This is a genomic window from Streptomyces sp. NPDC029139 (genome assembly GCF_055564335.1).
In genome coordinates this window covers 26,097-49,030 of sequence record NZ_JBVHWN010000015.1, presented here as the reverse complement: position 1 = coordinate 49,030, position 22,934 = coordinate 26,097, and the positions used below count along the sequence as shown (strand labels likewise).

Below are 22,934 nucleotides of genomic sequence, written 5' to 3'. Positions count from 1 at the left end.
TCACGCCTCCTTCGGGTCGATGGGGGCGGAGACACGGCGGGAACGACGCAGCGGCGGCTTGACACCGAGCCGCTTCGGGTCCAGCCCGGACCACGCGTGACCCTCGCCGAAGAACCTGGTGCGGGCGAGCAGCGTCATGACCGGCTTGGTGAAGAGGAACACCACGACCACGTCGAGCAGCGTGGTCAGACCAAGCGTGAACGCGAAGCCCTGGACCTTGCCGACGGTGACCGCGAAGAGCACCGCGGCGGCGAGGAACGACACGAAGTCGGAGACCAGGATCGTGCGACGGGCGCGCGGCCAGGCCCGCTCGACCGCGGGGCGCAGCGTGCGGCCCTCACGGATCTCGTCGCGGATGCGTTCGAAGTAGACGATGAACGAGTCCGCGGTGATACCGATGGCGACGATGGCACCGCAGACGGCCGGCAGGTTCAGCGCGAAGCCGATGGCCGGGCCGAGCAGGGACATGATCACGTACGTGAGCAGTGCCGAGGCCGCGAGGCTGAGCAGGGCGACCAGCGACAGACCGCGGTAGTAGACCACCAGGTAGAGGACGACCAGGGCCAGACCGATCGCACCGGCGATCAGGCCCGCCTCCAGCTGCTCACCGCCGAGGGCGGCGGTGACGGTGTCGACGCTCTGGGTGTCGAAGGAGAGCGGCAGGGCGCCGTAGGACAGGATGTTGCCGAGGTCCTGGGCGGACTGCTGGGTGAAGCTGCCGGAGATCTCCGCGTTGGCGCTCAGCACGGTGCGCACGGACGGGGCCGAGACGACCTCGCCGTCCAGCACGATCGCGAACTGGTTCTGCGGCTCCTGCTGCTGCGAGAGCTTGCCGGTGATCTTCGAGAACTTCTTGGCGCCCTCGTCCGTGAACTCCATGTTCACGATCCACATGCCGCGCTGCTGGTCGAAGGTGCCCTGGGCGTCGTCGACGTCCTTGCCGCTGACCTCGGCCGGGCCGAGGAGGTACTTGGCGTCACCCTCGGCGGCGCACGCGACGGTCGGCTGCTCCGGCGGAACGGAGCGGGCCGGGTTGGGCACGGCCTTCTTGTCGCCGGACTTCTCGCCCTTGGGCGTGCAGTCGAGCGCGGCGAACTGCTGCTCCAGCCGCGCGTCGGCCGCGTCGGCCGGAGGCGTGGTCGTCGCCGTGGGGTTCGGGGACTTCGAGGCATCCGGCGAGGTGGAGGAGCCGGAAGTCGGGGTGGCGCCGGGGGTGGGCGCCTTCTTCAGGGCGTCGCTGACGGCGCGCCCCTGCGTGGTGGCTCCCCCGGACGGAGTGGCCGAGGCGCCCTGGCCGGACTGCTTCGTGGCCGAGGCCGACGGGCTCGCGGAGGAACCGGCGGACGGCGGCGCGGACTGGGACGGCGTGGCGCTGCCGGACGGCGGCGGCGTCGTCGGCCCGCTCGGGGCCCAGGCCAGTACCGGTCGGAAGTACAGCTGAGCGGTCGTACCGACCTGCTCACGCGCCTGCTTCTCGTTCACACCCCTGGGGATGTTGACGATGATGTTCTCGCGGCCCTGCGTCTGAACCTCGGCCTCGGAGACACCCAGACCATTGACACGGCGGTCGATGATGCCGACCGCGGTGTTCATGTTGGTCTCGTTGACGGCGTCTTCCTTGCCGGGCTCCGCCTTGGCCTTGAGCGTGATCGACGTGCCACCCGCGAGGTCGATGCCCAGCCGCGGCGTGGTGTGGCCGGACCAGAACATCCCGCCCGTGAGCGCGACCATGGCGATCAGGATCAGAGCCAGGGCACGCCCCGGCTTGCCCTGGCCCCCCGCCGGCCTTCGGCCCTTCTTCGGTGCTGCCACCTTGTCGTTTCTCCCTGTCCAACCGTCCCGCGCCGGGTGTGCGCGGTGCGGCCACGAAGTGTGTGTGGGGACCTGCCCCCGCAGACGTGGAACCGTGCCGGGGACCAAGGACGCCGGTGGGCGTCCCGCGGTCCCCGGTCCGGACTACTTCGCCTCGGTCTCGCCGTCGGCCTTGTCGTCCTTCTTGACCTCGGCGTCGGCCTCGGTGGCCTGCGCCTTCTTGGTCAGGTCGGGCTTGGCGTCCCCGACCGGCTCGGTGGCGTCGTCCGACGCCTCGGCCTCGGCCGACTCGGTCAGCGAGGAGGCGTCGTCCGGAACGACGGTCTCGGCGTCGGGCTCGTCGCCGTGGACGATGCGGTTGTACTCCTCGTCCGGGAGGACCGCGCCGATCGCGTTCTTGGCGTAGACGGCGTGCACGCCGGGAGCGACCTCGAGGAGGACGGTCTCGTCGCCGATCTCCTTGACGGTGGCGTACATCCCCCCGATCGTGCGGACGCCGGTGCCGGGCTGCATCTCGTCGCGCATCTGCGCGGCCGCCTGCTGCTTCTTCTTCGCAGAGCGGGTCATCAGGAACATGGCCCCGATGAGGACGATGAAGGGGAGGAGGGTCACGATACTCACGGGACGGGTTTCCTTCGCACGGACGCGGAGAACCCGCGGCCTGATCTTCGGGGGTGGGCGTGCCGACCAGAAAGGTCGGCATCGGCGGAGTCTAGGCGAGTCCGCATCGATGGAACAACGTCCAGCATCGCACCGCGGTTCCTGCCCCGACGAGTGTCCGCGCCGTCACGCCCCGAAGAGCCCCGGTTGTCCGCTTCCTGGGGCGCCGGGCGCCGCTGCCTGCGGCGGAACCAGTCCGAGGTGGGCCCATGCCGCGGGAGTGGCGACGCGACCACGGGGCGTACGGGCCAGCAGTCCCTCCCGTACGAGGAAGGGTTCGGCGACCTCCTCGACGGTCTCGCGCTCCTCCCCCACCGCGACGGCGAGGGTGGACAGACCGACCGGTCCGCCGCCGAAGAGCTTGAGCAGGGCCTCGAGGACGGCCCGGTCGAGCCGGTCGAGACCGCGGCCGTCCACCTCGTACACGCTCAGAGCCGCCTCGGCGATCTCCCGGGTGATCACGCCGTCGGCCCTGACCTGGGCGTAGTCGCGGACGCGGCGGAGAAGGCGGTTGGCGATGCGGGGGGTGCCGCGGGAACGGCCGGCGATCTCGGCGGCGCCGGCGGTGTCGATCTCGACGTCGAGGAGTCCGGCGGAGCGGTGGATGACCCGCTCCAGCTCGGCGGGCTCGTAGAACTCCATGTGCCCGGTGAAGCCGAAGCGGTCGCGGAGCGGGGGCGGCAGGAGTCCGGCCCGGGTGGTGGCGCCGACCAGGGTGAAGGGCGGCAGCTCCAGGGGGATCGCCGTGGCGCCGGGGCCCTTGCCGACGATGACGTCGACGCGGAAGTCCTCCATCGCCATGTAGAGCATCTCCTCGGCGGGCCGGGACATGCGGTGGATCTCGTCGAGGAAGAGGATCTCTCCCTCCTGGAGGGAGGAGAGGATCGCGGCGAGGTCGCCCGCGTGCTGGATGGCGGGTCCGGAGGTGATCCGGATCGGGGCGTTCATCTCCGCCGCGATGATCATCGACAGGGTGGTCTTGCCGAGGCCGGGGGCGCCGGAGAGCAGGACGTGGTCGGCGGTGGCGCCGCGCTGGCGGGCCGCCCTGAGGACCAGGTCGAGCTGCTGGCGGACCTTCTCCTGACCGACGAACTCGCTGAGGTCCTTGGGGCGCAGGGCCGCCTCGACGGCCTGGTCGTCCCCCTCGGCGGAGGCGCCGACGATCCGCGCGTCCGGCTCGGCGGTGCTTTCGTCGTCCCAGTTCACGTGTCTGCCTTCGTGGTGTGTGCGGTGTCTGCGGCCTGCGGGTCGCCTACGGCGGGCTTGTTCCCCGCTCCCTTCCCGAACGGAGGCTCCGCCCCGGGCCCTGCGCCTCGATCGCCGGCGGAACCGCGTTGTCCGCCCTTGGGGCCAAACCGGCCGTCCGGCGCTCGAGGACACGGCCGAAGCGGCACGGGACCTGGGGACTTGCCCTCGGTTCGGCAAGGGCGGGGTGGGGAACGAGCCCCGGGGCTATCTCGCGCGGTTCAGGGTCTGGAGGGCGGCGCGCAGGAGCTGCGGTACGGGGGCCGGGCCGCCGGCGGCGATCGCCGCCTCGGCCTGCGGCGCCACCGCCGAGACCGCGTCCTCCGCCTCGCGGCTCGCGTAGCCCAGGCCGATCAGCGCGGCGGACAGCTGCTCGGTCCACGGCGCCGGGCCGGAGGCCGCCGCGCGCTGGGCGCCGACGAGGCCGCTGCCGCCCAGCGGGGCGCCGAGCTTGTCCTTCAGTTCGAGCAGCAGTTTCTGGGCGCCCTTCTTGCCGATGCCCGGGACGGCCGTGAGCGCCTTCTCGTCCCCGGTGGAGACGGCCAGGCGCAGCGCGTCCGGGGAATGCACGCCGAGCATGGCCTGGGCCAGCCTCGGCCCGACCCCGCTCGCGGTCTGGAGGAGTTCGAACACCTGCCGCTCGTCGTCGTCCGCGAACCCGTAGAGGGTGAGCGAGTCCTCCCGTACCACCAACGAGGTGGCGAGGCGGGCTTCCTGACCGATCCTCAGTTCGGCGATGGTGTTCGGGGCGCACTGGACGGCCATGCCGATGCCGCCCACTTCGATCACGGCCGTGGTGGGGGCGAGGGCGGCGACGGGGCCGCTGACGAAGGCGATCATGCGGTACGGCCTTTCGGTGCGCGCGGTGCGGGTGACGCGGACGGCGTGTACGAGGCGTGCGTGGCCTGCGCCGCGCGGTGGGCGGCGGCGGCCTGCTGCAGGCGGTTCTGGGCGGGCGCCCGCCAGATGTGGCAGATGGCGAGGGCGAGGGCGTCCGCCGCGTCGGCCGGTTTCGGCGGGGCGGAGAGCCGCAGCAGTCGCGTGACCATCGCACCGACCTGGGCCTTGTCGGCCCGGCCGCTGCCGGTGACGGCGGCCTTGACCTCGCTGGGCGTGTGCAGGGCGACGGGGATGCCACGGCGTGCGGCGCAGAGCATGGCGACGGCGCTGGCCTGGGCCGTGCCCATCACCGTACGTACGTTGTGCTGGCTGAACACCCGCTCCACCGCGACCAGTTCGGGGCGGTATTCGTCGATCCACGCCTCGATGCCCTGTTCGATGAGGACGAGCCGTGCGCCGATGTGGTCGTCCGCGGGAGTGCGCACGACTCCGACGCCGAGCATGGTCAGAGAGCGCCCGGCCACGCCGTCGACGACTCCCACGCCGCACCGCGTCAGCCCGGGGTCGACACCCAAGACACGCACAGCTCCTCCATCCCTCGGTAACCGCCTGAAGGCTACCGGCTGCCACCGACACCGCGATCGACCACGCGGCCCGGCGGCCCGACGGCCCGCCGACCTGGCGTTCGAGGGCCGCTTTTCCGCCTTGCCGTCATGATCAACAGTCACTTATGATCCTGATGTTCGCACGTTTGACCGACGTGCGTACGTTCGATTAGTACAAACATCTACAACTCAGCAGGGGGAAACACATGCGTCGCATGTCCAAGCTCGCCGTAGCCGGCGCCTCACTCGCGCTCGCCACGGTCGGCCTCAGCTCGCCCGCCCAGGCGGCGACCTCGGAGATCCACCGCGGCAAGACCGGCTGCTTCAGCTGGTCCTGGGCCGAGGGCTGGACCACCACCACGGTGTACTACCGCAACACCTGCTCCTACGAGGCCTCGATGAACGTCTGGTGGCAGGACGGCCGCACCAGCCGGATGAAGAAGGTCACCGCCGCGGGTGGCGCGTCGGGCAGCGTCAAGAACTCGGGCGACTTCAAGCGGATCGACTGAGTGTGATCCCTCTTCCCGCTGATTCATGACCAGGCGGGATGTCGAAGAGAGCGGCCCGCCGGTGTTCCGGCGGGCCGCTTCCGTGCACCGCCCGGGGCCCCGCCCGCGGGTCGACCGGCTCGAACGGGTCCGAGACGGAGAAGGCCGGACCGACGGATACTCCGTCGGTCCGGCCTTGTCTGTCCGTGGGTGCGAGGCCCTCGTCAGGCGTCGACCTTCTCCATGACCTCGTCGCTGACGTCGAAGTTGGCGAAGACGTTCTGCACGTCGTCGCTGTCCTCCAGCGCGTCGATCAGCTTGAAGATCTTGCGCGCGCCCTCTTCGTCGAGCTCGACCTGCATGGTCGGGACGAAGCTGGAGTCGGCGGAGTCGTAGTCGATGCCGGCCTCCTGGAGGGCGGTGCGGACCGCGACCATGTCGGTGGCCTCGCTGATGACCTCGAAGCTCTCACCGAGGTCGTTGACCTCCTCGGCACCCGCGTCGAGCACCGCGCCGAGGACGTCGTCCTCGGTCAGCTCGCCCTTGGGCAGCACGATGACGCCCTTGCGGTTGAAGAGGTACGAGACGGAGCCGGGGTCGGCCATCGATCCGCCGTTGCGGGTCATGGCGACACGGACGTCGGAGGCGGCACGGTTGCGGTTGTCGGTGAGGCACTCGATGAGCACCGCGACGCCGTTCGGGCCGTAGCCCTCGTACATGATCGTCTCGTAGTCGACGCCGCCGGCCTCGAGGCCGCCGCCGCGCTTCACCGCGGAGTCGATGTTCTTGTTCGGGACGGAGCTCTTCTTCGCCTTCTGGATGGCGTCGAAGAGGGTCGGGTTCCCCTCGGGGTCGGCGCCGCCGGTCCGGGCGGCGACCTCGATGTTCTTGATCAGCTTCGCGAAGAGCTTGCCGCGCTTGGCATCGATCACGGCCTTCTTGTGCTTCGTCGTAGCCCATTTAGAGTGGCCGGACATCTGCCTGTCTCCTTCGCGTAACCCATTTCTGCACGAACCCCAGAGATCCTACCGGGACCTCGTCACCGCGCCGCGCGCACCATGTCGACGAACAGGGCGTGCAGTCGGTGGTCGCCGGTGAGCTCCGGATGGAAGGAGGTGGCCAGGGCCCGGCCCTGCCGTACGGCCACGATGTGGCCCTCGTGCTCGGCGAGCACCTCGACCTGGGCGCCGACGGACTCGACCCACGGGGCACGGATGAAGACGCCCTCGACGGGACCGTCGTCGATGCCGGTCACGGTCACGCCGGCCTCGAAGGACTCGTTCTGCCGTCCGAAGGCGTTGCGGCGGACGATCATGTCGATGCCGCCGAAGGTCTCCTGACCCGAGCGCGGGTCGAGGATCTTGTCGGCGAGCATGATCAGGCCGGCGCAGGTGCCGTACACCGGCATGCCCGCGGCGATGCGTTCGCGCAGCGGGGTCATCAGGCCGAAGAGGTCGGCCAGCTTGGAGATGGTGGTGGACTCGCCGCCGGGTATGACGAGGCCGTCGACCTCGGCGAGTTCTTCGGGGCGCCGGACCGGCCTGGCCACGGCGTCAGCCGCGGCCAGGGCGATCAGGTGCTCCCGGACGTCGCCCTGGAGGGCCAGGACACCGATCACGGGGGTGTTCATGGTGATTACCAGCCGCGGTTGGCGTAGCGCTCGGACTCGGGGAGGGTGTCGCAGTTGATGCCGACCATGGCCTCGCCGAGGTTGCGGGAGGCGTCCGCGATGATCTTCGGGTCGTCGTAGAAGGTGGTGGCCTTCACGATGGCGGCGGCGCGCTTGGCCGGGTCGCCCGACTTGAAGATGCCGGAGCCCACGAAGACGCCCTCGGCGCCGAGCTGGCGCATCAGCGCGGCGTCGGCGGGGGTGGCGACGCCACCCGCGGAGAACAGCACGACGGGGAGCTTGCCGAGCTCGGCGACCTCCTTGACGAGCTCGTACGGGGCACGCAGCTCCTTGGCGGCGGCGAAGAGCTCGTTGTTGTCGTAGCCGCGCAGGCGGGCGATCTCGTTCTTGATCTGGCGCAGGTGGCGGACCGCCTCGACGACGTTGCCGGTGCCGGCCTCGCCCTTCGAGCGGATCATGGCCGCGCCCTCGGCGATGCGGCGCAGGGCCTCGCCCAGGTTGGTGGCGCCACAGACGAAGGGGGTCGTGAAGGCCCACTTGTCGGAGTGGTTGACCTCGTCGGCCGGGGTGAGGACCTCGGACTCGTCGATGTAGTCGACACCGAGGGACTGCAGGACCTGGGCCTCGACGAAGTGGCCGATGCGGGACTTGGCCATGACCGGGATGGAGACGGCGCCGATGATCTCTTCGATCATGTTCGGGTCGGACATACGGGCGACGCCGCCGTCCTTGCGGATGTCGGCGGGGACCCGCTCCAGGGCCATGACGGCGACGGCGCCGGCGTCCTCGGCGATCTTCGCCTGCTCGGCGTTGACCACGTCCATGATCACGCCGCCCTTGAGCTGCTCGGCCATGCCGCGCTTGACTCGCGAGGTGCCGATCGCCGAGGACTCTGCAGACTGGGTGCTGGTGGGAAGCGTGGTGGACACGGGGGGACCTCACTCGGGGGAAAGCGATGTTCAGACAACAGTGAGGAAACAGGCCACCACCAGTCCACATCAAGGGCCAATGTGGAGCCGGTGGATCGTTTTCGCTGTTTTCGCAGGTGATCGGGATCAGGTCGGGCGATCGGCAAGGGCCACCGGCGGCTCGTCGTCCATTTCGAAGGCCAGCGGGAACGGGGCGTGGCCGGCGAGCCGGAACCAGCGCACCGTGCGGTGGCGGCGCAGGGCGCGGGCGGCCCGCACGGCGTCGTTGTGGAACCTGCGGGCCATCGGCACCCTGCGGACGGCGGCCGCGAGCTCGCCGGCGGCCTCGTCCCCGCCGGGGGTCTCCCGTACGACCTCGACCTGCTCGGGCTCACCGAAGACGGCGCGCAGCGCCTGGCTCAGGTCGCTCTCGGCGACCTCCCGGTGGTCCTCCTCGGCCTGCCGGGCGGCGTGCGCGGCCTCGTAGAGCACGATGGAGGCGGCCGGGTCGAGGATTCCGGAGGTGGCCAGTTCCTGGGCGACCGAGGCCCTGCGGAGCAACTGGGCGTCGAGGGCGGCGCGGGCCGCGTCGATCCGCGCGTGGAGACGGTCGAGCCGGCCGGCGGTCCAGCTGAGGTACAGGCCGATCGCGATCAGCGCGACGACGGTCCAGATCAGGGTTTCGGTCACGGGCGCACAGGCTACCGTCGCACCGGCAGCACACCCTCCCGGAGGGCACGGTCATGGGCGAACCGGACGCGTGCGGGCCGCCCGGCGGCGAGCTCCGCGAGCCGGTCGAGCCAGGGGCGGTGGGGGACGCCGAACTCGGCCGCGACGTCGCACGCCTGCCCCGCGAGCACGGTGACGTAATCGCCGTGGTCCACCACCAGGGACTGATGGCCCTCGGTGTGCCCGGGCGTGGGGACGACCGTGATCCCGGGCGCGATCTCGTACTCGCCGTCGATCTCCTGGTACCGGACTCCGTCGAGCAGCCACTCGAGGGTGTAGCCGCCGGCGCGGGCGGTGGCCAGTTCCTTGCGCTGGACGAGGACGGGGGTGTCGGGAAAGAGCTGGTTGCCGCCGATGTGGTCGAAGTGGAGGTGGCAGTTGACGACGAGATCGACGTCCTCGGGCCCCACGGGGAGGGCGTGGCGGGTGGGTTGGTAGTGCGCGTCCGTCTCCGCGCAGCCGGTTCCCATGCCGGTGTCGAAGAGCAGCGCCCCGCGCGCGTGCCGGACGAGGTAGGCGAGTACGGGCTCCACTCGCGCGTGGGGGCCGCCCCACTCCTCGGCGGGGCGGACGAAGTGACCGAGGTCCAGTAACTCGATGGAGGTCATTCCCTCAGCATGCCCACCACACGGCGGGAGCGGCACCGCCACCGCCGCGCGGTCAGTCGCGCGCCAGCCCGAACCTCGCCCGCAGGCCCGTGCGTTCGTCGGTCGCCACCGAGGCCGCGCCGTCGGTCACCGTCTCGTAGACCGCGAGGATGTCGGCGCCCACCGTCGTCCAGTCGAAGCGCCGCACGTGCGCGCTGCCGCGCTTGCGCAGCTCCTCGCGGCGCGTCTCGTCGCCGAGCAGCCGGATCGCCGCGTCGGCCAGGGCGTTCGCGTCCTCGTTGGCGAACAGCTCCCCCGCCGCGCCCTGGTCCAGGACCTGGGCGAAGGCGTCCAGGTCGGAGGCGAGGACCGGCGCTCCGGCCGACAGCGCCTCGACGAGGATGATCCCGAAGCTCTCGCCACCGGTGTTCGGTGCCACGTAGACGTCGACGCTGCGCAGCAGCCGTGCCTTGTCCTCGTCGCTGACCATGCCGAGGAACTCGACGCGCGACCGCATCTCCTGCGGCAACGAGGCCACCGCCTCCTCCTCGTCGCCGCGCCCGGCGACCAGCAGCCGGGTCTCCGGCAGCTCGGCGAGGATCTTCGGGAGGGCCTTCATCAGGACCGGCAGGCCCTTCCTCGGCTCGTCGATCCGCCCGATGAACCCCAGGGTGGCGCCCTGCCATTCCGCCTTCGGCTCGGCCCGCGCGAAGAAGTCCACGTCGACGCCGTTGGGGATGACGACGGCGTCACCGCCCAGGTGCTCGACCAGGGTCCGCCGGGCGTACTCGCTCACCGCGATCCGGGCGCTGATCTTCTCCAGGGCGGGCTGCAGGATCGGGTACGCCGCGATCATCGCGCGCGAGCGGGGGTTGGAGGTGTGGAAGGTCGCCACGATCGGTCCCTGCGCCGCCCAGCAACTCAGCAGGCCGAGCGAGGGCGAGGCCGGCTCGTGGATGTGGATGACGTCGAAGGTGCCGTCGTGCAGCCAGCGCCGCACGCGCGCCGCGGAGAGGAAACCGAAGTTCAGGCGTGCCACGGAACCGTTGTAGGGCACGGGCACGGCGCGGCCGGCCGAGACGACGTACGGCGGCAGCGGCGTCTCGTCGTCGGCGGGCGCGAGGACGGACACCTCGTGGCCGAGCCGGACCAGGTGCTCGGCGAGGTCCCGGATGTGGAACTGGACGCCGCCCGGCACGTCCCAGGAGTACGGGCAGACGATTCCGATCTTCACGCGCGGACCCCCTCCCCGCGCTCCTCCAGGTCGGCGAGCCACAGTCGTTGCAGCATGTGCCAGTCCTCCGGATGGTCCGCGATTCCGCCGGCGAAGGCATCGGCCAGCGCCTGGGTCATCACGGACGTCTTCTCCGCACGCGTACCTGTCTCGGGTACGTCGACGGGCGCGTGCACGCGCCCCTTCATCACCGGGGTGTCGTCGTACCAGAGGGTCACGGGCAGCAGCAGGGCGCCCGTCTGCTGGGCGAGCATGGCCGGACCGGCCGGCATCCGCGCCGTCTCGCCGAAGAAGGTGACCTCCGTGCCGGAGGCGGACAGGTCTCGGTCGGCGACCAGACAGATCAGGCCGCCGGCGCGCAGCCGCCTCGCCAGCGTGCCGAAGGCGGCGCCGCCGGTGTGCGGCAGGACCTCCATGCCCAGCGACTCGCGGTAGGCGACGAACCGGTCGAACAGCGTCTCCGGCTTGAGCCGCTCCGCGACCGTGGTGAAGGGCACGCCGAGCGAGCGGGTCACCCACACGCCCGCGAGGTCCCAGTTCGCCAGGTGCGGCAGGGCGGCGATGACGCCGCGCCCCGAGGCGAGGCCGTCCTCGATGCGGTGGATGTCCTTGATGTCGATACCGCTGTCGACCCGTTCCTTGCTCCAGGTCGGCAGCCGGAAGGACTCCATCCAGTACCGCATGTACGAGCGCATCCCGGCCTTCGACAGTTCGGCGAGCCGCTCGGGGCCGGCGTCGGGGACCACGCGCGCGAGGTTGGACTCAAGGCGCAGCACGCTCGCGCCGCGCCGCTTCCAGGCGATGTCGGCGATCCGCCGCCCGAGCCCGGCCGCCACGGGCTCCGGCAGCTTCTTCACGGTGGCCCAGCCGAGCCCGTACAGCCCGTCGGTCAGCCGGTCCTTCATGCCGCTCGCGCCACTCATGACGTCGCCTCGTTCCCCGGTGCGGCGGCCGCGTCGGCCTCGGCCGACTCCCGCCGTACCGTCACCACCCGCTGCCCCAGCGTCACCGCGGAGCCCACGGCGACGATCCACAGCGCGATCGGCAGCAGGACGTCGACACCGGGCACTCCGAACCCGTGCAGTCCGGCGAGCCCGGCCGCGACCAGCGAGATCACGAGCCGCTCGGCCCGTTCCACCAGGCCGTTGACGGCCACCGGCAGGCCGATCGATTCACCGCGTGCCTTGGTGTACGAGACGACCTGGCCGCTGGCCAGGCAGAAGATGGAGACGGCGCACAGCACGTTGTCGTCGCCCGTACCCGCGTACCAGAGCGCGAAGCCGCCGAAGATGGCGCCGTCGGCGACCCGGTCCAGGGTCGAGTCGAGGAACGCGCCCCAGCGGCTGGAGATCCCGGCCTGCCGGGCCATGTTGCCGTCGACGAGGTCGGAGAAGACGAAAAGGGTGATGACGATCGTGCCCCAGAAGAACTCTCCCCGGGGGAAGAAGACCAGCGCACCCGCCATCACCCCGGCCGTGCCGATGAGCGTCACCGCGTCGGGGCTGACGCCCCGGCGGAGCAGAAACGCGGCGAACGGTGTGAGGACACGCGTAAAAAATGCACGCGCGTACTTGTTCAGCATGGCCTTCCCGACGTTCGGTGGCCGCGCGGCCCCTCTGGCCACCGGCCTGCCCATCGTAGCCAGGCCCACCCCGGCGCACCGTCGGCCACCCGCCCGTCGCGTCGTGCACGACGTATGGACGGGCCCTGACGACGGTGCAAAGCTCGAAGGACCACCGCGGGCATCGCCGGAGCTGCACGCGATCCCCTCCCGCGCCGACTCCCCCGCGCCCGCGCCCCGCCGCACCGCGCAGCGAGCGGTGCAAGCGATCGGGAGGAACACCATGGGCGACAAGGCGCACGCACACTCCGGGGCCGCCGGCAGGGCTCCGACGGCCGACCGGCCCGCGGACATACGGAACGTGGTGCTGGTCGGCCACAGCGGATCGGGAAAGACGACCCTCGTCGAGGCGCTGGCGCTGACCGCCGGGGCGGTCAACCGGGCCGGCCGGGTCGAGGACGGCGGGACGGTCTCCGACCACGACGAGATCGAGCACCGCCAGCAACGTTCCGTCCAGCTCTCCCTCGTCCCGCTCGAATGGGGCGGATGCAAGATCAATCTCCTCGACACACCGGGATACGCCGACTTCGTCGGGGAGCTCAGGGCCGGTCTGCGCGCGGCGGACGCGGCCCTCTTCGTCGTCTCGGCCGCCCAGGAGGCCGACGCGATCGCCGGGTCGACCCGCATGGTCTGGGAGGAGTGCGCGGCCGTCGGCATGCCCCGCGCCATCGTGGTCACTCACCTGGACACCGCCCGCACCGGCTTCGACGAGCTGACCTCCGTCTGCGCCTCGATCTTCGGCGGCGACGACCCCGACGCCGTGCTCCCCCTCTACCTCCCCGTCCACGGCGCCGAGGCACCGGACGGGCACGCTCCGGCCACCGGCCTGGTGGGGCTGCTCTCGGAGCGGATCTTCGACTACTCCACGGGCGTACGCCAGGAGAACGCGCCGGACGACGGCCAGCAGGCGCTGATCGCGGAGGCCCGCGGCCGGCTGATCGAGGGGATCATCGCCGAGAGCGAGGACGAGACCCTCATGGACCGCTATCTCGGTGGCGAGCAGATCGACATCAAGACGCTCATCGACGACCTGGAGAAGGCCGTCGCCCGCGGCACCTTCCATCCCGTGCTGGCCGCGGCGCCCGCCGCGAACGGCGCGAAGCAGGGTCTCGGCACCGTCGAGCTGCTGGAACTGATCACCGGCGGCTTCCCCACTCCGCTGGAGCGCGAGGCGCCCGCCGTCACCACGCCCGACGGCGTCCCGCGGCCGCCGGTCACCTGCGACCCCGAAGGCCCGCTCGTCGCGGAGGTCGTGAAGACCGCCTCCGACCCCTACGTCGGCCGGATCTCGCTGGTCCGGGTCTTCTCGGGCACCCTGCGACCGGACGAGACCGTCCACGTCTCGGGGCACGGACTGGCCGACCGTGGCCATGAGGACCATGATGTCGACGAGCGGGTCGGGGCGCTGACCGCGCCCTTCGGCAAGCAGCAGCGCACGCTCAACCGGTGCATCGCGGGCGACCTCGCCTGCGTCGCCAAGCTCGGCCGCGCGGAGACCGGCGACACCCTCTCCGCCAAGGACGATCCGCTCCTGATGGAGCCCTGGACGATGCCCGATCCGCTGCTGCCGCTCGCGATCGAGGCCCACAGCAAGGCCGACGAGGACCGGCTCTCCCAGGGGCTCGCCCGGCTCGTCGCCGAGGATCCGACCATGCGCCTGGAGCAGAACCAGGACACCCATCAGGTCGTTCTGTGGTGTCTCGGCGAGGCCCACCGGGACGTGGCCCTGGAGCGGCTGCGCAACCGGTACGGGGTCCAGGTCGACGCCGTCCCGCACAAGGTGGCGCTCCGTGAGACCTTCGGCGGCCCGTCGGCCGGGCGGGGCCGGCACGTCAAACAGTCCGGTGGCCACGGCCAGTACGCGATCTGCGAGATCGACGTCGAGCCGCTTCCGCCGGGCAGCGGCATCGAGTTCGTCGACAAGGTGGTGGGCGGGGCGGTTCCGCGCCAGTTCATCCCCTCGGTCGAGAAGGGTGTTCGCGCCCAGGCCGCGCGCGGCGTCGCCGCCGGTTACCCACTGGTCGACGTGCGGATCACGCTGCGCGACGGCAAGGCCCACTCGGTCGACTCCTCCGACGCCGCCTTCCAGACGGCCGGCGCCCTCGCGCTGCGCGAGGCGGCGGCCGAGGCGAGCATCCAGCTCCTGGAGCCGGTCGCCGAGGTCCAGGTGCTCGTCCAGGACGAGTACGTGGGGCCGGTGATGAGCGACCTCTCCGGGCGGCGCGGCCGGGTCGTCGGTACCGAACAGGCGGGTTCGGGGCGGACGTTGGTCCGCGCCGAGGTCCCCGAGATCGAGATCGGCCGGTACGCGATCGACCTCCGCTCCGTCTCGCACGGCACCGGCCGCTTCGACCGTACGTACGCCCGCCATGAGGCGATGCCGCCCCAACTCGCCAACAAGATACGCGAAAAGGCGGAAAGGGGATCTTAGTCATCTTCCGGACCGCCGAATGCCGTCCGTCGACTCCCCTCCGACGGGCGGCATTCGGCCGACTCGTGACGCATCCACCGGTACCCGGTTACGCTGTGGTGCCCAGCTCAGCAGGTGTGCGGGGCGCGGTAGTTGGGAAAAGGCCGCAGAGGGATACGCGGTGAACCACGCGGGCACGCGGCGATGGGGGCATCAGTGACGATCGGCAGTTTCGGACCCGGGGCTCAGGTTCCCCTCCAGGGCTCGGACGGACAGACGGCGGCGACCCATGCCCTGGCCTCCGCCGCGTACCGCGACGGCAAGGTCGAAGCGATCCTGGACGCCAACAACGAATGGCACCAGTCCAAGGTCACCGAAGCCCGGTGGAAGCTCTTCCGTCCGGACCTCGGCGAGGCCTTCTCGCGGGCGGTCCAGGTGCGGACGCTCGGTGGCGCCCGCAAGGCGCTCATCCAGTCCTTCGGTACCGACTCGCGGCCCGTGGTCGAGCACTGCCTGGCGGCCACGGGAATCCGCAAGCAGCGCGACGTCAAGCTGACCCTGGTCACCCTGGTCTTCGGCGTCGTCTTCCTGCCCGGGCTGCTGCTCTGGCTCGGCGTCATCCAGCTGCGCCGCATGCTCGCGGGCACGGAGAACAAGCGCACGAGTGCGATCGGCACGGCGTTCCTGATCGCCGTCGGATTCCTCGCCCTGCTCTTCCTGATCAAGCTTCCGTTCGGCGGGCTGCTGTCGATCTACCTCCGGGCCATGATCATCGCCCCGGTCGTCGGCTGGTTCCTCGCCAAGCGCATCTGCGAGTCCACGGCCAAGGATCTGCGGGAGCGCTGGGGCGCCCTGCTCAGCGGGGGCGGCATCGGCGCCATGGTGCCGGAGGCCGTCCCCCAGGACCCGACGGAGAAGGCGGCCGAGGACCTCCGCCAGAACCTGGAGAAGCTCACCGCCGAGCAGCAGTCCAACATCGTCTTCTACGCCGGCCCCAAGGGAATACTGGGCATGGGTACGCGGTGGGGCAGTTGGACGCTCGCCGAGGAACTGATCCCCAAGGAGGGCCGCGAGATCCACGCCTTCCGCGCCTGGGACGTCGTACGCAAGATCCACGACGAGCTCACGCTCCTGGAGCGCGGCTCCCTCAAGACCGGCTTCCCCAAGCCGACCGTCAAGCACTGGATCGTCTCCCCCGTGGGTGAGGGCGCCGACGAGGTCGCCCGCCCCGAGGGCGACAACATCGTCCACTTCCAGGTGAAGCCGCACGAGATACAGCGCATCTGCAACGACCAGCAGTTCGGTGCCGGAAACCGCCACTACCTGGGGGTGCAGTTCACGCTCTGGGACGGCCAGCTGGTTCTCACCATGATGATCACGGTGACCTCGCTGCACCACACGCTGCGGGTGGAGGTCACCGGCCACGCGCTGGGCCCGGTGCACTCGCTGTTCACGACCAAGCCCAAGGCGAGGACCAAGGAGGTCTCCAAGACCGTACGGTTCTGGGAGACGCGGGAGATCCAGCTGCCGATCCTGGAGGACGACGACATCGTCAGCAAGGCCGTCCGCGCCCCGCTGACCTGGTTCCCGCCGGTCCTGGACTTCCTCGGCGGCAAGCTGGTCCTGCCGGAGCCGTTCGGCCTGCGGCACGCCTGGGCCGCCCAGCCCTGGCGGCACCGCTTCATGGCCGACGACGCCATCCGCACGGCGACCCCCGTGATGCGCGCCGTCCACGCCGCGACGATCAAGGTGCTCGACGAGCACGGCGTGGACACGGAGCGCTTCACCAACCGCTCGCTGGTGCTGAGCGGATCCATCCAGGACCCAGGCCCGAAGAAGGCCGACGTCTACGACGCGTGAGGGCGAGGGCGTCGGGGCCGGCCCAGGCCGGCCCCGCCGGCTAGGCCGGCTCGGAGGTCGCCGGCCAGGCGTCCGCGAGCATCGCGCGGGTGTCGGCGAGGAGCTGCGGCAGCACCTTGGTGTGGCCGACGACCGGCATGAAGTTGGTGTCGCCGCCCCAGCGGGGCACCACGTGCTGGTGCAGATGGGCGGCGATGCCGGCACCGGCGACCGAGCCCTGGTTCATGCCGATGTTGAAACCGTGGGCGCCGGAGGCGGCCCGCAGCGCGATCATCGCCCGCTTGGTGAACTCGCCCAGCTCGGCCGTCTCCGCCGCGTCCAGACCCGTGTAGTCGGCGACGTGGCGGTACGGCACGACCATCAGGTGTCCGCCGTTGTACGGGTAGAGATTCAGCACGGCGTACACGTGCTCGCCGCGCGCGATCACCAGCCCGTCCACGTCCGACTTCGCCGGGATCGAGCAGAAGGGACAGCCGTCCTCGGCCCCTGGCCCGGTCGGCTTGTTCTCGCCCTGGATGTACGCCATCCGGTGAGGCGTCCACAGGCGCTGGAACGCGTCCTGCGTCCCGACTCCGATCTGCTGCTCCGGCTCAATCGTCATGCTGTGCAGCATATTGCTTCGCCCGTTCGGACCGTATGGCCGGGGCGATGCTCACGGGGCCCTTGAGGCCCCGCTCCGGATCTCCGGGCGGGAGGACGAGGAGAGGCCCCCGGGGTTTCCCCGGGGGCCTCCTGAACACGTCCGGTCAGACCTGGACGCGGTCCTCGACGATCTTGGCGATCTTGGCGATGGCCTCGTCGGCCGGGATGCCGTTCTCCTGCGAACCGTCGCGGTAACGGAAGGAGACGGCGCCCGCGGCCATGTCCTCGTCACCCGCGATGATCATGAACGGGACCTTCTGCTTCTGGGCGTTACGGATCTTCTTCTGCATCCGGTCGGACGAGGCGTCGACCTCGACCCGCAGGCCCCGCTTCTTCGCCTTGGCGGCGAACTCCTGCAGATACGGGATGTGCGCGTCACCGATCGGGATGCCGGTCGCCTGCACGGGGGCCAGCCACGGCGGCATGGCACCCGCGTAGTGCTCGAGCAGCACCGCGAAGAAGCGCTCGATGGAACCGAACAGCGCGCGGTGGATCATGACCGGGCGCTGCTTGGTGCCGTCCGGGCCGGTGTACTCCAGGTCGAAGCGCTCCGGCAGGTTGAAGTCGAGCTGCACGGTCGACATCTGCCAGGTGCGGCCGATGGCGTCGCGCGCCTGCACGGAGATCTTCGGGCCGTAGAACGCGGCACCGCCCGGGTCGGGGGTGAGCGGGAGGCCCTGCTTCTCGGCCACCTGCTGGAGGACCGCGGTGGCCTCCTCCCAGACCTCGTCCGAGCCGACGAACTTCTCCGGGTCCTTGGTGGACAGCTCCAGGTAGAAGTCGGTCAGACCGTAGTCGCGCAGCAGGTTCAGGACGAAGGTGAGGGTCTTGTCGAGCTCCTCCGCCATCTGCTCCTTGGTGCAGTAGATGTGCGCGTCGTCCTGGGTGAAGCCCCGGGCACGGGTCAGGCCGTGCACGACGCCGGACTTCTCGTACCGGTACACGGTGCCGAACTCGAAGAGGCGCAGCGGCAGTTCACGGTAGGAACGGCCGCGCGCGTCGAAGATCAGGTTGTGCATCGGGCAGTTCATGGGCTTGAGGTAGTAGTCCACGCCCTCGTCGAGCTGCATGGGGGGGTACATGCCCTCGGCGTACCAGTCGAGGTGGCCCGACTTCTCGAACAGCTTGCCCTTGGTGGCGTGCGGCGAGTAGACGAACTCGTAGCCCTCCTCCTCGTGGCGCTTGCGCGAGTAGTCCTCCATGACCCGGCGGATGATGCCGCCCTTGGGGTGGAAGACGGCGAGGCCGGAGCCGATCTCGTCCGGGACGGAGAAGAGGTCGAGCTCGTTGCCGAGCTTGCGGTGGTCGCGCTTCTCGGCCTCGGCGAGGAAGTCGAGGTGGGCCTTCAGCTCGTCCTTCGACGGCCAGGCGGTGCCGTAGATGCGCTGGAGCATCGGGTTCTTCTCGCTGCCGCGCCAGTAGGCGGCGGCGTTGCGCATCAGCTTGAAGGCCGGGATGTTCCGGGTGGTGGGCAGGTGCGGACCGCGGCAGAGGTCCTTCCAGCACAGCTCGCCGGTCTTGGCGTCGAGGTTGTCGTAGATGGTCAGCTCGCCGCCGCCCACCTCGACGTTCGCGCCGTCGTCGGTCGACGCGGAGCCCTTGATGCCGATGAGCTCCAGCTTGTACGGCTCGTCCGCGAGCTCCTCGCGGGCGGCCTCGTCGGTCACCACGCGGCGGGCGAACCTCTGCCCCCGCTTCTGGATCTCCTGCATCTTCTTCTCGATGGCCTTGAGATCCTCGGGGGTGAACGGCTTCTCGACGTCGAAGTCGTAGTAGAAGCCGTCCCGGACCGGCGGGCCGATGCCCAGCTTGGCCTCGGGGAAGAGTTCCTGCACGGCCTGGGCCATGACGTGCGCGGTGGAGTGGCGCAGGATGTTCAGGCCGTCCTCGGAGGAGATCTCGACGCCCTCGACAAGGTCTCCCTCGGCGAGCTCGTACGAGAGGTCCCTCAGCTCGCCGCCGACGCGGGCGGCGATGACGGACCGGTCGTCGGCGAAGAGGGCGCCGGCCGTGGTGCCCGCGCTCACCGCCCGTTCCTCGGATCCTGAGGCGGACTGGACGGTCACACGGACTTCAGACACAGATGCTCTTTCCATAGGGGCGCAGGCAGACACGAAGTGCCGGCGCCGACGGTGCGCGGCAGAGACGAGGTGCCGCGTCGCGTCGATCGTACCGAGCCGGGGCCCCCGGCCGCGAAACGATTGACGGCCGGGAGCCCCGCGCGGCCTCTCCGCGGGCCCGCTCCCGGTGACCGGCCCGGTCCGGCCGCGGCGCCGCGTGTCCAGGCGGCCCCGCCGCGCGGTCAGTCGCCCCCGCACGCCTCCTCGAAGAAGTCGAGGTTCTCGTGGAGGGACTTCATCAGCCGGTCCCGCTCCGCCTCGTCGACCTGCACCGGTACGACGCCGGAGGCATCGGTCAGCCGCCGGAAGCCCCCTCGGCTCTCCAGCCGCCCGACGACCCGGATCGGCACTCCCACGAGGTGGGCGTGGCCGGCCGTGCGGTACGACTCCTCGTCCAGGGTCACCCTCACGTGCGGCACCTCCACGCCGGCCAGGACCCGCAGCCGGACGGTTCCCTCGCCGCGCGGGCCCGAGCGGCGCATCCGGACGACGACGCCGGTGATCCGCACCGGGAGGGACGGCTCGTCGGCCAGGTAGCGGGCGCCGGCCTCGCGCAGCGCGGGCAGGTCGCCCGCCGAGAACTCCACGGGCTCGGGCCGTGCCGCGCACCCCTCCGGGGTCCCGGCCGCGGGCGCCCACTCCAGCGCGATCCGGGCGCCCTCGGTGCCCCGCACCAGCGCGACGAGGGCCTCGGTGAGTTCGCGGCTCACCCCGGCCTCCACGGCGGCGTCGAAGGCCTCCATGCCGCCCGTGGCCCGCTGGTAGTCGGTGGCCTCCCGGGCCGCGTAGAGCGCGTGATAGAGCCGTACGGCGATCGGCCGGCCCGGGTCGACGGGGACGAACGCGGTCAGGCCCCGGCCGCCCGGGTCCGCCCCCACGACCACCGCCTCGAGGGACGCCTCGGCCTGGCGGCGGTGCCTGGCGCCGTAGTACCCGGCACGGCCGCGGACGGCGAGCGCCCCGGCGAGCAGGAGCCGGCGGGCGGCCGACCTGAATTGTTCCTGGACCGTCCAGGGAACCGTGCCCGCGGGGCCGGGCGCCACGTCGCGCCACCAGCGGATCTCGTCGCTGGGCACGGTCAGTCCGACCAGGACGTCCCGCGCGGACGGCGCCGCGCTGCGCCGGAGGGCGGTGAGCGCCTCGTCGAGCAGGTCCTCGCAGTCGGGGAAGGCGCGGCTCTCGGGCACGAGCAGGCTCGTGCCGCCGGTCGCCCCGACGGGTCCCGGTGGGGTCCAGCGGCTGTAGCGGCCCGCGGCCCCGCCGCGCCGTCGCCAGCCGTGGCGGGCGAGGAGCGCGCCGAGGACGAGCGGGTCGACGCGTCCGGGGTCCGGTGCGCCCCCGCTCCCGGCCCAGGGGCCGCCGGGCACCTCGCCGGGCGTGGGGTGCGGGCGGAACGACGGCAGGGAGGGGCCGTGACCGCTCCCGCCTCCTGGTTCCTCGATCGGCCGGTGCATCAAGGTCTCCCTCCCACGCCGACCCGGGTCATGATCTCGCAGAGCGCCCGGTCGTCGAAGATCCGTGCCGTCGGTATGCGCACGGTCGTCCTGCGCCGTCCCGTGACCGGGTGTCCGGCCAGGTTGATCCAGTAGCAGCAGTGCCGCAGGTCGAGCCGGTCGTGGCCGGCCCGCAGCCAGTCCTCCCGGTCCCGCGGCACGATCATCACGACCAGGATCTTGTGCACCGCGACGGGGGTCCGCGCCAGCTTCACCAGATGGTCGTTGTCGAGGGTGAACGAGAACGTCGCGGACGCGGGACCGTGCGGCCGCGGTGGTAGTTGATAGGTGCACTTGAGCTGCACCTTGATGGTCACTTCGTCGTCGACGGTGTGGCCGGGAGCGCTGTGGCTCACGTGCCAGTCGATGCCGTTGTCCGGAAACGGCTGCGACAGCGAGCAGCCCGCCGCCGCCGCGACCGCGTGGAGATACCCGACCTGGAGCGTCTCCATGCAGGCGGTGGTGGCGAGCGAGCCGCGCAGCGGTGCTGCCTGTTGGGGCGGCAGCCCTCCCGATTCGGGCTGGGCGAGCGCCATGTCAATTTCCTTCCCCGTCAGTTGTGTTGTCACCGGTCGGCGTACGGCGCAAACAGCCCGGGTATCACCGATTCGGGCAGGGGGATCGCCATCTGCCCCAGAGGTGCGAGGAGTTCGGGGATGACGCACTGGTACGAAGGGCCCCTGGCCGCATTCGACACGGAAACCACGGGAGTCGACGTCGAGGAGGACCGGATCGTCTCGGCCGCCCTCGTCGTCCAGGACACGGCCGGCGGGCGGCCTCGGGTGACACGCTGGCTGGTCAATCCCGGGGTTCCGGTGCCCGCCGAGGCCACGGCGGTCCACGGTCTGACGGATCGACATCTGCAGCTGCACGGTCGCTGGCCCGCGCCCGTGATGGAGGAGTTGGGGCGGGCGCTCGCCGAGCAGTGTGCGGCGGGCCGGCCGCTGGTGGTGATGAACGCGCCGTTCGATCTGACGATCCTGGACCGCGAGCTGCGCCGCCACCGCGCCTCCTCGCTGGGGCGGTACATGGAGAACGCGTCGCTGTGCGTGCTGGATCCGCGCGTGCTCGACAAGCATCTGGACCGCTATCGCAAGGGCCGCCGGACGCTGACGGATCTGTGCGCGCAGTACGGCGTGGAGTTGGACGACGCGCACGACGCGGCGGCGGACGCGACGGCGGCGCTGGATGTCGTACGGGCGGTGGCGCGGCGTTTCGCGTCCCGGCTGGAGCGGCTGTCACCGGCGGAGCTGCACACCCTGCAGGCGGTGTGGCACGCGGCGCAGGCGCGGGGCCTCCAGGCGTGGTTCACGCGCAACGGGACGCCGGAGCTGGTCGATCCGGCGTGGCCGCTCCGCCCGGAGCTGCGCACGGCGGCATGAGGCGGCGGGCCGGGGAGCGCGGGGCCGGGAATGCGGAAGGCCGGTCCGTCTTTCGACGGACCGGCCTCTCCCGGTGGGCGATACTGGGATCGAACCAGTGACCCCTTCGGTGTGAACGAAGTGCTCTCCCGCTGAGCTAATCGCCCGGGAACGGGTTGAACCATACAGGCCGGGACGGGCTTCGTTCAAACCAGCCGCAGCCGGGCGGCGAGCCCGCGTCGTCCCGCGCGCATCATCAGGGCGTGGTTGGCGCGGAAGACGGGCCGCCCGGGGACGGCGAGGCGCCGCATGAGAGGGCTGGTCACCTCGACCTCCTGCTCGTAGAGGGCGTGGGTGCCGGCACCTCGCGGGGTGAGGGTCCAGCGCGCCCACCCCTCCAGATCGCCCCACAGGGAGGCTTCCAGGACGCCGGCGGCGGGGTCGCCGCGCCGGGTCTCGACGGTGACGACCAGGTCGTACGGGAGGACGGAGCGGAACCGGGCGGTGCCGGTGCGCTCGTCGACGGGGACGACCTCGCGGACCTGCGGCCACCACTGCGGATACTCCTCGCCGCGTTCGAGCACGGCGTAGACCACGTCGGGCGGGGCGGCCAGCTGCCAGACGCTGCGGAAGCGGTAGCGGGACCAGTCCATGTCTCCAGTGTGGACGTACTCAGGCCGGAACATGAG

The 22,934-nt window shown here is 71.1% G+C and carries 22 protein-coding genes and 1 tRNA gene; 4 read left to right on the top strand and 19 right to left on the bottom strand.

Annotated elements, in window-relative coordinates:
• The 5 genes from secD to ruvC form a co-directional block, all read right to left on the bottom strand.
• Entirely contained in the window at positions 1-1,812 is a 1,812-nt protein-coding gene (gene secD, locus ACZ4VW_RS27435; RefSeq protein ID WP_467966904.1) for a protein translocase subunit SecD, read from the bottom strand.
• Between the two features lie 144 nt (positions 1,813-1,956).
• Complete coding sequence (yajC, locus tag ACZ4VW_RS27430) at positions 1,957-2,433, bottom strand: preprotein translocase subunit YajC (protein ID WP_467966902.1); 477 nt, start codon at positions 2,431-2,433, stop codon at positions 1,957-1,959.
• Positions 2,434-2,598: 165 nt separating this feature from the next.
• Positions 2,599-3,678 (bottom strand): Holliday junction branch migration DNA helicase RuvB, encoded by a 1,080-nt coding sequence (gene ruvB / locus ACZ4VW_RS27425; RefSeq protein WP_467966900.1) that lies wholly within the window; start codon positions 3,676-3,678, stop codon positions 2,599-2,601.
• A 246-nt stretch (positions 3,679-3,924) separates the two neighbouring features.
• Positions 3,925-4,557, bottom strand: a complete 633-nt coding sequence (ruvA, locus tag ACZ4VW_RS27420) for a Holliday junction branch migration protein RuvA (protein ID WP_467966898.1) — start codon at positions 4,555-4,557, stop codon at positions 3,925-3,927.
• Positions 4,554-5,141 carry a crossover junction endodeoxyribonuclease RuvC gene (gene ruvC / locus ACZ4VW_RS27415; RefSeq protein WP_467966896.1) on the bottom strand — a complete coding sequence of 196 codons (588 nt, stop codon included), beginning with the start codon at positions 5,139-5,141 and terminating at the stop codon, positions 4,554-4,556. The genes ruvA and ruvC overlap by 4 nt, the downstream gene beginning before the upstream one ends.
• A gap of 227 nt (positions 5,142-5,368) precedes the next feature.
• On the opposite strand from ruvC, the gene ACZ4VW_RS27410 reads away from it, so the two are divergent.
• Positions 5,369-5,671 carry a hypothetical protein gene (locus ACZ4VW_RS27410; RefSeq protein ID WP_467966894.1) on the top strand — a complete coding sequence of 101 codons (303 nt, stop codon included), beginning with the start codon at positions 5,369-5,371 and terminating at the stop codon, positions 5,669-5,671.
• A gap of 203 nt (positions 5,672-5,874) precedes the next feature.
• Here the strand turns inward: ACZ4VW_RS27410 and ACZ4VW_RS27405 are convergent, their stop codons facing one another.
• The 8 genes from ACZ4VW_RS27405 to pgsA all read right to left on the bottom strand — a co-directional run bounded on the left by ACZ4VW_RS27405 (position 5,875) and on the right by pgsA (position 12,374).
• On the bottom strand, positions 5,875-6,627 hold the full coding sequence (locus ACZ4VW_RS27405) for a YebC/PmpR family DNA-binding transcriptional regulator (RefSeq protein WP_137990502.1): 753 nt from the start codon (positions 6,625-6,627) through the stop codon (positions 5,875-5,877).
• A gap of 62 nt (positions 6,628-6,689) precedes the next feature.
• On the bottom strand, positions 6,690-7,280 hold the full coding sequence (pdxT, locus tag ACZ4VW_RS27400) for a pyridoxal 5'-phosphate synthase glutaminase subunit PdxT (RefSeq protein ID WP_467966892.1): 591 nt from the start codon (positions 7,278-7,280) through the stop codon (positions 6,690-6,692).
• A 5-nt stretch (positions 7,281-7,285) separates the two neighbouring features.
• Complete coding sequence (gene pdxS, locus ACZ4VW_RS27395; RefSeq protein ID WP_467966890.1) at positions 7,286-8,209, bottom strand: pyridoxal 5'-phosphate synthase lyase subunit PdxS; 924 nt, start codon at positions 8,207-8,209, stop codon at positions 7,286-7,288.
• Positions 8,210-8,335: 126 nt separating this feature from the next.
• Positions 8,336-8,878: a hypothetical protein gene (locus ACZ4VW_RS27390; RefSeq protein ID WP_467966888.1), complete on the bottom strand. Its 543-nt coding sequence runs from the start codon at positions 8,876-8,878 to the stop codon at positions 8,336-8,338.
• Between the two features lie 11 nt (positions 8,879-8,889).
• Positions 8,890-9,525: an N-acyl homoserine lactonase family protein gene (locus tag ACZ4VW_RS27385; protein WP_467966886.1), complete on the bottom strand. Its 636-nt coding sequence runs from the start codon at positions 9,523-9,525 to the stop codon at positions 8,890-8,892.
• Between the two features lie 52 nt (positions 9,526-9,577).
• A complete protein-coding gene (locus ACZ4VW_RS27380) occupies positions 9,578-10,738 on the bottom strand; it encodes a glycosyltransferase family 4 protein (RefSeq protein WP_467966884.1) in 1,161 nt (386 codons plus the stop codon).
• On the bottom strand, positions 10,735-11,643 hold the full coding sequence (locus ACZ4VW_RS27375; protein WP_467967080.1) for a phosphatidylinositol mannoside acyltransferase: 909 nt from the start codon (positions 11,641-11,643) through the stop codon (positions 10,735-10,737). The genes ACZ4VW_RS27380 and ACZ4VW_RS27375 overlap by 4 nt, the downstream gene beginning before the upstream one ends.
• Positions 11,644-11,657: 14 nt before the next feature.
• Positions 11,658-12,374, bottom strand: a complete 717-nt coding sequence (gene pgsA, locus ACZ4VW_RS27370) for a phosphatidylinositol phosphate synthase (protein WP_467967078.1) — start codon at positions 12,372-12,374, stop codon at positions 11,658-11,660.
• Positions 12,375-12,582: 208 nt separating this feature from the next.
• On the opposite strand from pgsA, the gene ACZ4VW_RS27365 reads away from it, so the two are divergent.
• Positions 12,583-14,790, top strand: coding sequence for an elongation factor G-like protein EF-G2 (locus ACZ4VW_RS27365; protein WP_467966882.1), 2,208 nt, complete (start codon positions 12,583-12,585; stop codon positions 14,788-14,790).
• 183 nt (positions 14,791-14,973) lie between these two features.
• Positions 14,974-16,629 carry a hypothetical protein gene (locus ACZ4VW_RS27360; RefSeq protein ID WP_467966880.1) on the top strand — a complete coding sequence of 552 codons (1,656 nt, stop codon included), beginning with the start codon at positions 14,974-14,976 and terminating at the stop codon, positions 16,627-16,629.
• A gap of 40 nt (positions 16,630-16,669) precedes the next feature.
• Here the strand turns inward: ACZ4VW_RS27360 and ACZ4VW_RS27355 are convergent, their stop codons facing one another.
• The 4 genes from ACZ4VW_RS27355 to ACZ4VW_RS27340 form a co-directional block, all read right to left on the bottom strand.
• Positions 16,670-17,242 carry an HIT family protein gene (locus ACZ4VW_RS27355; RefSeq protein ID WP_467966878.1) on the bottom strand — a complete coding sequence of 191 codons (573 nt, stop codon included), beginning with the start codon at positions 17,240-17,242 and terminating at the stop codon, positions 16,670-16,672.
• A 133-nt stretch (positions 17,243-17,375) separates the two neighbouring features.
• Positions 17,376-19,352: a threonine--tRNA ligase gene (thrS, locus tag ACZ4VW_RS27350; protein ID WP_467966876.1), complete on the bottom strand. Its 1,977-nt coding sequence runs from the start codon at positions 19,350-19,352 to the stop codon at positions 17,376-17,378.
• A 221-nt stretch (positions 19,353-19,573) separates the two neighbouring features.
• Positions 19,574-20,845, bottom strand: a complete 1,272-nt coding sequence (locus tag ACZ4VW_RS27345) for a hypothetical protein (RefSeq protein ID WP_467966874.1) — start codon at positions 20,843-20,845, stop codon at positions 19,574-19,576.
• Positions 20,845-21,420: a DUF4365 domain-containing protein gene (locus tag ACZ4VW_RS27340; protein WP_467966872.1), complete on the bottom strand. Its 576-nt coding sequence runs from the start codon at positions 21,418-21,420 to the stop codon at positions 20,845-20,847. Before ACZ4VW_RS27340 ends, ACZ4VW_RS27345 begins: the two co-directional genes overlap by 1 nt.
• A 120-nt stretch (positions 21,421-21,540) precedes the next feature.
• Here ACZ4VW_RS27340 and ACZ4VW_RS27335 point away from each other — a divergent pair, with 120 nt between their 5' ends.
• Positions 21,541-22,266, top strand: coding sequence for an exonuclease domain-containing protein (locus ACZ4VW_RS27335; RefSeq protein ID WP_467966870.1), 726 nt, complete (start codon positions 21,541-21,543; stop codon positions 22,264-22,266).
• A 74-nt stretch (positions 22,267-22,340) separates the two neighbouring features.
• Here the strand turns inward: ACZ4VW_RS27335 and ACZ4VW_RS27330 are convergent.
• Both ACZ4VW_RS27330 and ACZ4VW_RS27325 read right to left on the bottom strand, forming a co-directional pair.
• Positions 22,341-22,412: transfer RNA gene (locus ACZ4VW_RS27330), tRNA-Val, on the bottom strand.
• A 39-nt stretch (positions 22,413-22,451) separates the two neighbouring features.
• Entirely contained in the window at positions 22,452-22,898 is a 447-nt protein-coding gene (locus ACZ4VW_RS27325; RefSeq protein WP_467966868.1) for an SRPBCC family protein, read from the bottom strand.
• Between the last annotated feature and the right edge of the window lie 36 nt (positions 22,899-22,934).

Bases quoted from the DNA above. Each gene is read 5' to 3' on its own strand.
- ACZ4VW_RS27375 (WP_467967080.1), bottom strand. From the start codon at position 11,643: ATGAAGGACCGGCTGACCGACGGGCTGTACGGGCTCGGCTGGGCCACC.
- ACZ4VW_RS27340 (WP_467966872.1), bottom strand. From the start codon at position 21,420: ATGGCGCTCGCCCAGCCCGAATCGGGAGGGCTGCCGCCCCAACAGGCA.
- ACZ4VW_RS27345 (WP_467966874.1), bottom strand. From the start codon at position 20,845: ATGCACCGGCCGATCGAGGAACCAGGAGGCGGGAGCGGTCACGGCCCC.
- ACZ4VW_RS27365 (WP_467966882.1), top strand. From the start codon at position 12,583: ATGGGCGACAAGGCGCACGCACACTCCGGGGCCGCCGGCAGGGCTCCG.
- ACZ4VW_RS27360 (WP_467966880.1), top strand. From the start codon at position 14,974: ATGGGGGCATCAGTGACGATCGGCAGTTTCGGACCCGGGGCTCAGGTT.
- ACZ4VW_RS27335 (WP_467966870.1), top strand. From the start codon at position 21,541: ATGACGCACTGGTACGAAGGGCCCCTGGCCGCATTCGACACGGAAACC.
- pdxT (WP_467966892.1), bottom strand. From the start codon at position 7,280: ATGAACACCCCCGTGATCGGTGTCCTGGCCCTCCAGGGCGACGTCCGG.
- ruvA (WP_467966898.1), bottom strand. From the start codon at position 4,557: ATGATCGCCTTCGTCAGCGGCCCCGTCGCCGCCCTCGCCCCCACCACG.
- ACZ4VW_RS27385 (WP_467966886.1), bottom strand. From the start codon at position 9,525: ATGACCTCCATCGAGTTACTGGACCTCGGTCACTTCGTCCGCCCCGCC.
- ACZ4VW_RS27355 (WP_467966878.1), bottom strand. From the start codon at position 17,242: ATGCTGCACAGCATGACGATTGAGCCGGAGCAGCAGATCGGAGTCGGG.
- ACZ4VW_RS27405 (WP_137990502.1), bottom strand. From the start codon at position 6,627: ATGTCCGGCCACTCTAAATGGGCTACGACGAAGCACAAGAAGGCCGTG.
- ACZ4VW_RS27410 (WP_467966894.1), top strand. From the start codon at position 5,369: ATGCGTCGCATGTCCAAGCTCGCCGTAGCCGGCGCCTCACTCGCGCTC.
- ACZ4VW_RS27325 (WP_467966868.1), bottom strand. From the start codon at position 22,898: ATGGACTGGTCCCGCTACCGCTTCCGCAGCGTCTGGCAGCTGGCCGCC.
- pgsA (WP_467967078.1), bottom strand. From the start codon at position 12,374: ATGGGCAGGCCGGTGGCCAGAGGGGCCGCGCGGCCACCGAACGTCGGG.